This window comes from bacterium, from assembly GCA_023145965.1.
In the GTDB taxonomy this organism is placed as follows: domain Bacteria; phylum UBP14; class UBA6098; order UBA6098; family UBA6098; genus UBA6098.
Window position 1 is genome coordinate 1 of sequence record JAGLDC010000105.1, and the last position, 8,522, is coordinate 8,522.

Genomic DNA, 8,522 nt, shown 5'->3' on the forward strand with positions numbered 1-8,522 from the left:
ATTGCGAGCCGCAGGCGAAGCAATCCCGTTGTGATTCGAGGAGATTGCCATGTCGCTTCGCTCCTCGCAATGACGATTGATATTTATTTCGTGTTCGATCATAATTTCGTTATCGAATTCTATTTCTTTTCCAGCGCCTCGATACGCGCGCGAAGCTCGTCGTTTTCGGCTTTGAGTTCCTGCACGGCCTGAACAAGAATCGATGTCAGGGAAATATAGTCGATGCCTTCGTATTCGACAGGCTCGCCACCCTCTGCACCCGGATGAACGCCGTGTTTTACCAATTCGGGGAAGACTTCGTTAAGTTCCTGCGCGATAAGGCCGTATTCGTTGCCCTCGCTGAAACCCATGAAGCTGTATTCATCGGTGCGCATCTCGTAGGTTACGGGGTTTAGGTCCAATACTTTGGCGAGGATACCGGTCATTGGAGTGATATTCTTCTTGAATTTGCGGTCGGAGACATCCGTCCATGAGCCGGTGTAAGCGCCACTACCCGAGCAATAGACGCCGTAGTTAGTGGTCGCGCCCCCAGCATAACCATAAACACCATAGTTAGTAGTGCCTGTTCCACCCGCATATCCATTGATACCGCGACAATTACCACCTGTCGCACGACCGTAAACGCCGTGGCCTGAAGGTCTATCTGTTTCTCCATAAACACCCTGATATCCGTTTTGGCCTGCAAGTACGCCTTTTATAGTGTATGTGCCGTCTGTCACTTCCGCCCAGATAGTAGGAGATTCCGTGGTGCTATGAGCCCCAACTGTATGAGTCACGTGCAATTTGTAGTCTGGGTCGTCCGTTCCGATACCGACATTACCCGATGTTGTTATACGCATCTTTTCGGTCATTGTTCCACCGGTTGTGGTATGGAAAGTTAAATACCCCGAGCCGGAAGGATACGAAGCCATGATCGCTCCCTCACCTGAGCCCCAAGAATATTGGAAACCGAGTCCCTGAAAAGAGGTTGTTGAGATACTCGATGCTCCGTCTATATAAAGAGCATGACCGTTGCTTTCAATATGTAATGGCACTTCAGGGTCGTCCGTACCGATGCCGACGTTACCGGTACCGGTAATCCTCATTTTTTCGGAAAAACCAAGCGAATTATCCCATGTGGAGAATATAAAATCTGCATTGCCACCGGGGTAAAAAATATTGTCTATTTGTCCGGTTGTAACACTTCCGATTTTGAATGACATTCGCAAACCAGAGTTTCCAATAGCTGAGGCATTTTGCATAGTTAAGGCATCGAACACCGATCCACTAACATTGTCTGCGATATGTAGCTTAGTTGCCGGGCTTGTCGTCCCGATGCCGACATTACCGGTATGATAAATATCGCCGGTCAGACCGCTGCCGGAGGAATATGCCCAGTCGTCATCGGAGCCGCCCGGGGCGGGAAGATAAGTCAAATCGCCGCTACCGTCTGTGCCGAGATACTGATTGGCCGGAGAAGCGCCGTCTGCATATATTTTACCGGAAAGATGAAAATGCCGCCATTCGGCAGAGCCATCACCGAGGTCGCTATATATACCGGTAGGGCGAATATCGACCGCATCGACCCAAACAGGATCGCCGGAACAATAGAGGAGAAGGTCGTCATCGTTGAGGGGATATTCTCCAATGCCAACCCAGTGGTCATCACCAAACCAAATCGCTCGATCGCCACCCATGGGGCCGTCTAGATGAAGATCCGTCTCGAAGATCTGATCTACGTCCTTTACGATAACGTCCGCGATATTCAGCGCATAAGCACTCGATCCAAACTTATACCTCGGCACAATCTCCGCACCACCGGCGACAGAAATGCCAATCCAGTATTGCTCGGAGAAATCCACGTTCGTGCCGGCGGCGAATGGGGTAATCGCGCCAAGTTCGACATTGAACAGACCCGCCGTCACGGGGACGAAGGAGCGGTTCTCTGTCCAGAGTGCCGTCCCTCCTGTTTCGACATCATAAAGTTTAAACTCGATATTGCGCGTGCCTTCCGCTGGCGTGCCGCTTTCGACAATCTTCCCCTGAAAAGATATTACTTGTTCCACAGGCGCCGCAAAAACGGCGACTGCAAATGCAACAATTGATAAAACCGCCATAATCCGTTTCATTCATTCTCCTTAATAAAGGTGTATTTATTCCGATTCAAAATAATACATTGAAAAATTATATGCAACACTTTTAGTAAATGCGTTTTTTCCCACATATCAAAATTGAAAAGGAGACAGCAACCGCACAGGGTTTTTTCTGTCAATATTCGAGCTTAGATAACGTGATCGCGATGGAAATTTGTTTATTCGATTCGAAGGCGCATTGCTGTTCTTTATACCGAATCACACAATAGTCCTTGCTCTGTTGGACTCTCGATATTATAATACACCAAATAAGGAGAACTATGAGAAGGTTGTTGTTGATTTACGGTATCCTTTTGTTATGCGTGGGGTTTATCTTTGCTGGAACCACACCACGTAAGATATATTCACCGGTGTCACTGGATATCGTCGCAGATTTTATTAAAGACTTGGGATATACCTATGATCGCGTTAACACCGAGAACATAACAGGCAAGGTTAGCGAGCGTCTCGCCATGGACATCCACGGAGAAAACGGCACATATACCGTGGGTATCGAGTTTCTTCAGGACGTGCAAATTTTGTATATTTATGTGGAGGATTATCTTGACCTTCCACTCGAGAACCTAGGCACAGTACCCATGCTAACCTTCTTAATGAATCAAAACTGGAATCTCACTTTTGGGCGGCTCGAATGGAATATTACTAGCGGCGAGGTTCGCCTCAGCCACACACTTCCTGTCGATGATGGCATTTCCGCAGAGGTTTTTGGTGCATATCTATCATCGATAGTTAGCACTGCAGACGCAAAATATCCCGAATACATGATCACTTTAGAAAATTTTTCTGAATAATGAAGGGAAAACAAATGAGAAAACTTATCTTAATTACCTGCATATTTGTCGCTTTCAGCGCCAACGCTGCAGGATCACGCGGAATAACTACATCTGATCTCGGAACGCCGATTGTTTCTAGTGAAATCCAGATATCAACCGGAATTTATCCTGTTGAATCGAGGGATGTCTCATATAAAACCCCCTCAACATTCATGACTACACTCGATTCACTAAGCGTGCGAGTTGTTCTTCCTCCAGGAGAGTATTTCGCGGTCTATGTTGATGCCGAAGCCGAGACGCTTGGCTTCGAGCCTCAGGAATCGCCGCTCGACAGTGCCCTAGAATGGTGGGTGTCGAATGCGCCAGAGTTTTTGCAGACACAGCTTCGCTTGAATCTTGCAGACGTCGATACGCTGTATGCCGCGACATATATTCCGGTTCTCGCCGATGCCGATCCTCTCTGGCTCGATGAGCTTTATTTTTGTCTCGCTAATCTCCCCCCGGAAGTTCTCGAAATGCCGGAGCTGGCATATCTTCTTCCGGAAAATGTTGAATATATTTACAAATTCGATTCGCTGCTGAATTATGTCGAGGTCGTCGATCTCGGCACACCGGGAACACCCAACCATAGCACTATCACGCGCTATTTTACTAAAGATACCGGCATGACTTCTATCGACACTGTCGAGATAGATGCCCAGACCTATTACTGGCATGTGATGTTCCCGAAAATAAGCGACGAGCTGCCGCTTTACATCGATCCGAACACCGGCGACCCGGTCGATCCGTGGTCGGGGGCGTTTTGGCGCAAGTGGTTCTGGGATGTCTCCGAGACGGGCATCGTCGGCGCGGATACATTCTTCTGTTGGCCGCTCGGCGATTCGCTTATGGCGCAAGATGTCCTATGGAACGGCGTTTGTAACACAGATATCGACAATGGCGCTATAGGGGTTATTACCAAATGGATAAAGGCCGTTCTTCAATTTACTTCCGATGACGAACGTCCTCATCAGCCGGTGCGAATATATCGCAAACACATGGGACGTTGCGGCGAACACGAGGACATTACAAACGCTGCTGCGCGGATGGCGCTTATTCCCTGTAGAAACATCGAGGCTATTAGCCAAGACCACGTATGGAACGAATTTTGGACAGGCTGGCGCTGGGCCGGATGGGAACCGGTCAACACCTATATTGACAATCAATGGGCCTATGCCGATGGCTGGGGCAAGCAATTCGCGACCGTGTTCGAGCACCGAGGCGACGGACTTTTCATTCCCGTAACGGATAGATATTCCCACGAAATAGCTACTGTGGACATGACAATATATGATAGTAGTGACCGCCCCATCGATGGTGCGGAAATTATGATAGCCTCAGCGGAGGGAACAAGTATCTTTTATGATTGCATTTTCCATACTAATAGCCGAGGAAAGGCAGTGAATTACGTCGGGGATGCCAAACACCTTTACTGGCGTGCGGATGCGGTTATCGGCTCGAATCCAGGGCCGGGCTATGTCGATAATCTAGTCACCAACACGGTCGATGGAATCACTTTTACGCGGACAATGAACATCTCTGCATCTATGCCAATTCATAATTGGACTGCCGCGACGCCCACAAGCTCACCGGTTGCGTATCTCGGCGCGCGCATTGCGCCGGTGGAGGAATATATCCGCCGCACTGGGCCTTTCGACGATATCGAAACCCATTATTACCTCCGTAACGACGATGCTTACGGCTTCGCGCTGTTCGCCCTCGACGACACCGAGTTCGCGAATTTCACCAGCGGAGGTGCGTTCTCCGCGCTTGCCATGGTCGAGCGCACGGATTACGGCGGCATCGAGGTGCCGGTAGAGGCCGGGGGATATTGGTTGGTTGTTTCCAACAAGGAGAATGTTGCGAATATATTAGTCGGCGACTTGATTGTTGCGCTCCACGACTCCTCGACCTCGATCGATGAGACCGATCTTCCTACTGATTTCACCCTTTCGGCCTATCCCAATCCCTTCAATTCCTCGGTTAGAATCTTTGTAAACGCACCCGCGATCTGGAATTCTCTCGAAAGCGGGAATCCAGAGAGGGCGGTGGTTGAAATATTCGACATCGCAGGGCGACGCATCGCTGTTCTTTCGAGCGAAGCGAGAAGTCTATCACAAAATAAAGGGGATTTCTCTCCAACGAGCCTAAATGAAATCGAAAATGTATTCACGTGGCAGCCTTCCGAAACAGTTGGATCAGGCATTTATTTTGTTCGTGCGAAAATCCATAATAACACTATATTGAAAAAAAATATTGTATATTTGAAGTAAATAAGGAGTGAGAAATGCTCAAGAGAGTTATTTTATCGGTTTTAGTTTTAGTTTTAGCCTTTGGTTTATTTGCCCAAACAAAAAGCATTGGTATTTGGGTGGAGTTTGTCGATTATGACGGCGAATATGAAAATATTTTAAGCGCTCTCGACTCGGCTCCATTCGATTATGAGCTTCATGAATATTGGCACTATGATTCGATAACCACCGATAGTCTTAATCAAATAGATGTTTTTATTACACCAGAGCTTGAATCAAGTGGCGGTTCTTCGATGGATACTACCGCAGGTGCTTTTCTGGGACCGATTCTTCAGACATGGGTTTCCGGTGGCGGGCTTATGATAAATTTCTATCAACATGGAGCCGATTTCTTAACTTGCGCTGGCTTCGATACTGTTGCGCTTCCAAATTCAAGCACTTACCATGATAGCATCGATGTGATTCTTCCGGGACATCCAATCGCCGAGGGTGTGGACGCAAGGTTTTACGGAATGAGCGCTTCCTACGCCTATGGAACATACAGTGGCTATACACCTGTCGCAACAGTAACCGAAGGCGGAATTGTCTACATGCACACGGGTTTCCAGGAATTCGGTGCAGGTTGCGTGTGTTACATGGGTTGGGATTATTTCGAGGCGACTACTCCGAATCAAGATTTGCTTTTTCAGAATGCGATTTCCTATTGGGGGATGCGTAGTGAAGGCCCGATACTCAGGGAATTCTCACCTATCGAAGGCAACGTTGTTACCGGCTATCCGACAATACGCATGGAGTTTCAGGACGAGGACGGCGTAGATTTTACAAGCCTACAATTCTACTTAAATGGCTCGATTTACACCGGTTACGATTCCATGGTTAGCGCGATAGGCGATACGGTTTTCGTCGATATACCGGACACCATGCCCGATGGTGAGGTGACATTCCAAATAAGGAGTATCGAGGATGTTTTAGGCCACGAAGGCCCAGACACCGCGCGGGTTTTTAGCTTCTATCTCGACAATACGCCACCACAATTAAGTTACCGCGAACCTGAGGGCATTATGACTTATATGCCCGATGGTGCAATGATTAAATACAGTGACGAAATTGCCGGCACCAGTGTGGATAACTGGTATATGTTCTTTCCTGGCCTCGATACCATACGGACCAGCACTTCCGGGGTTATAGTTGAGGACGACACGCTGGTTCTTTTTGCATTCGCTTTAATACACCTTTACCCCACACCCGATGACACCAACTGGCTAGAATTCGGAGTGTGGGATACCCCCGATGAGGGCGAGCCGAACATCGAGCGCTATAGATGGTGGTTCATGCCTACAGTGGGAATAAAGGAACACCTTCCCGAGTCTATGGAGTTTGTGGCTTATCCGAATCCATTTAACTCAGCTGTGCGAATTTCCGTAGGGGAGGGTCTTGCGCCCTCCCGCGTGGAGATCTTCGACATCGCAGGGCGGCGTATCGATGTCCTTTCAAGCGCAACGAAAAATCCTTTACAATATGAGGGAGATTTATCCCCATCTGGTCGAGACAACAACAGAAAAGAATTTACTTGGCAACCCTCTGAAAATATAGGTTCCGGTGTTTATCTCGTTAGAGTTCGGCATGGAGACCAAGCCCTGTTGAAGAGAATTGCTTATTTGAAATAAGGCCAAAAATGAAACTAAAATTTATTGGTATAGTCCTTATCGTTCTTTCATTACAAGCCGGATGGCTTCTCACCAACGGCTAGGGACGGATTGTCGGCGAAAATCGCCCGGTGGAAGAGTTCTCCTCAATAAAATCAAAGGCGAGACCTATCTCACTCGCGCGGATTTCGAGATATTCCTCTCACAGGACTCTGTCTATTCGCTCTTCGTGGAGGCAGACGACAATATCCTCCCGATGATCAAAGACGAGGTGCGTGATTATCAGCTTGTTGTATGAAACGAGGAATGGTTCCGTTCGAGCAATAATGTTCGAATATACATCTCGACACCCGAAATCAATTCGGTTACCCTCGATGGTCTCGCTGTTCTCAAAACAGAGGTTCCTATCAAGTCAAAGGATTTCAACATCGAGGTCAATGGTAGCGCGTGTGCGGATACGGAGATCACAGCAAAGTCCGTTCATGTTGGAGTTAACGGGTGAGGTGAGATAAATATCTCTTCTCTGGCGCTTGCGATGATTACGACGAGCGTGAAGGGCAGGTCGCGCTGGACGCACTTCGTCGTGCTTATGCTATTTTCACGGTGCTCGTTTTGTCGTATCTTTTTGTATGCGGTGTTTTCGAGTTTCGTGTCGATGTCGTTCATGCCGGTGCGTTTTTGATTTTGGCGCACATTCTTCCGGCATCGATTATCGCATGGAAAGAGGGAAATTATTTACGCGGTGCGGAATGATATTTAAATTAGGTTTCGAAATTGGAGGGAAAATGAGCCTGAAAACTCTGTCATTAGCTGCGATTTGCGCAGTAATATTTAACTTTGTGTACCGGATAATCGCTACATTTATGCCGGGATTTTTCGAAAACTTCGGAGTCGCAGTGACATCGAAGTTTCTTTCGATCGTGGCTTTGGCTATAATTGTGCTCTTTTTTATTTCTTTCCGCGAGCATTTTAAAGAGGACAGCCGTTTTTCGACAGCAGCGTTGTTCGGGATAGTCGGAAGTGCTACGGTGGTTTTACCGAGGGTATTAACCTTTTTAGGTTTAATATTAGAATCGACTCGACTTTCATGCATTGGGTATTTAGAATCGACACTTCTTTTGATGGGGTCGATAGTTATTCTGGTATTTTATGTGATTGTCTATCGCGAATTTGCGTCACGAGATATGGGTGTAATGAAAAAAGCGTCGTTTCTTGCTCTTTTAGGATCGATTTTTTCGACGATAATAATAGCCGCAACGGCGTTTAATCTTTACTCGAATGGCGCAGTGATCGAGTGGATTTTCCCTATAAAATCATATATCGTTATTCTATTGATTGCCATGCAATTGTTCTCATCGGGAGTATTGATAAATTTCTTTGCAAAAATCCGGGCGGTCGGCTGAGCCGACAATCGTCTTGCTCAACGCGGAGCGCGGTCGGCTAAGCCGACTGTCGTCTTGCTCGACGCGGAGCGCGACTCGCTCCGTAGCCGGAACATTTCCGCAATGACAAAAAAGGCGGCCTCCGAGCCGCCCTCTTCAATTGCTAAATTTTCATTACCCGAAGCGAATCGCGAAGCGTTGAGCACAACCGCCGTCGGCCGGTGCAGACCCGAAGCGAATCCGACACAGTCGGTTGAGCACAATATCTGCAGACATTCCCGCCGGCTGGCACGCTATT

Annotated in this window: 8 protein-coding genes; 6 read left to right on the top strand and 2 right to left on the bottom strand. The window is 47.8% G+C overall.

Annotated features, from left to right (window positions below):
* Window positions 1-119: 119 nt before the first annotated feature.
* Complete coding sequence (locus tag KAH81_09275) at window positions 120-2,108, bottom strand: tail fiber domain-containing protein (GenBank protein ID MCK5833841.1); 1,989 nt, start codon at window positions 2,106-2,108, stop codon at window positions 120-122.
* Between the two features lie 284 nt (window positions 2,109-2,392).
* Between KAH81_09275 and KAH81_09280 the strand changes: the two genes are divergently transcribed.
* The 5 genes from KAH81_09280 to KAH81_09300 all read left to right on the top strand — a co-directional run bounded on the left by KAH81_09280 (window position 2,393) and on the right by KAH81_09300 (window position 7,344).
* On the top strand, window positions 2,393-2,923 hold the full coding sequence (locus KAH81_09280; protein ID MCK5833842.1) for a YbjN domain-containing protein: 531 nt from the start codon (window positions 2,393-2,395) through the stop codon (window positions 2,921-2,923).
* 14 nt (window positions 2,924-2,937) lie between these two features.
* Complete coding sequence (locus KAH81_09285; protein MCK5833843.1) at window positions 2,938-5,217, top strand: T9SS type A sorting domain-containing protein; 2,280 nt, start codon at window positions 2,938-2,940, stop codon at window positions 5,215-5,217.
* Window positions 5,218-5,231: 14 nt separating this feature from the next.
* Complete coding sequence (locus KAH81_09290) at window positions 5,232-6,863, top strand: T9SS type A sorting domain-containing protein (GenBank protein MCK5833844.1); 1,632 nt, start codon at window positions 5,232-5,234, stop codon at window positions 6,861-6,863.
* Window positions 6,864-6,924: 61 nt separating this feature from the next.
* On the top strand, window positions 6,925-7,140 hold the full coding sequence (locus KAH81_09295; GenBank protein MCK5833845.1) for a hypothetical protein: 216 nt from the start codon (window positions 6,925-6,927) through the stop codon (window positions 7,138-7,140).
* A 36-nt stretch (window positions 7,141-7,176) separates the two neighbouring features.
* The gene (locus tag KAH81_09300; GenBank protein ID MCK5833846.1) at window positions 7,177-7,344 is read left to right on the top strand and encodes a hypothetical protein; all 168 of its coding nucleotides are present in this window, start codon (window positions 7,177-7,179) and stop codon (window positions 7,342-7,344) included.
* On the opposite strand, the gene KAH81_09305 is transcribed toward KAH81_09300, so the two are convergent.
* A complete protein-coding gene (locus KAH81_09305) occupies window positions 7,323-7,535 on the bottom strand; it encodes a hypothetical protein (protein ID MCK5833847.1) in 213 nt (70 codons plus the stop codon). The two genes, KAH81_09300 and KAH81_09305, sit on opposite strands and share 22 nt — an antisense overlap.
* Window positions 7,536-7,627: 92 nt before the next feature.
* On the opposite strand from KAH81_09305, the gene KAH81_09310 reads away from it, so the two are divergent.
* Window positions 7,628-8,245 (top strand): hypothetical protein, encoded by a 618-nt coding sequence (locus KAH81_09310; protein MCK5833848.1) that lies wholly within the window; start codon window positions 7,628-7,630, stop codon window positions 8,243-8,245.
* Window positions 8,246-8,522 lie beyond the last annotated feature (277 nt).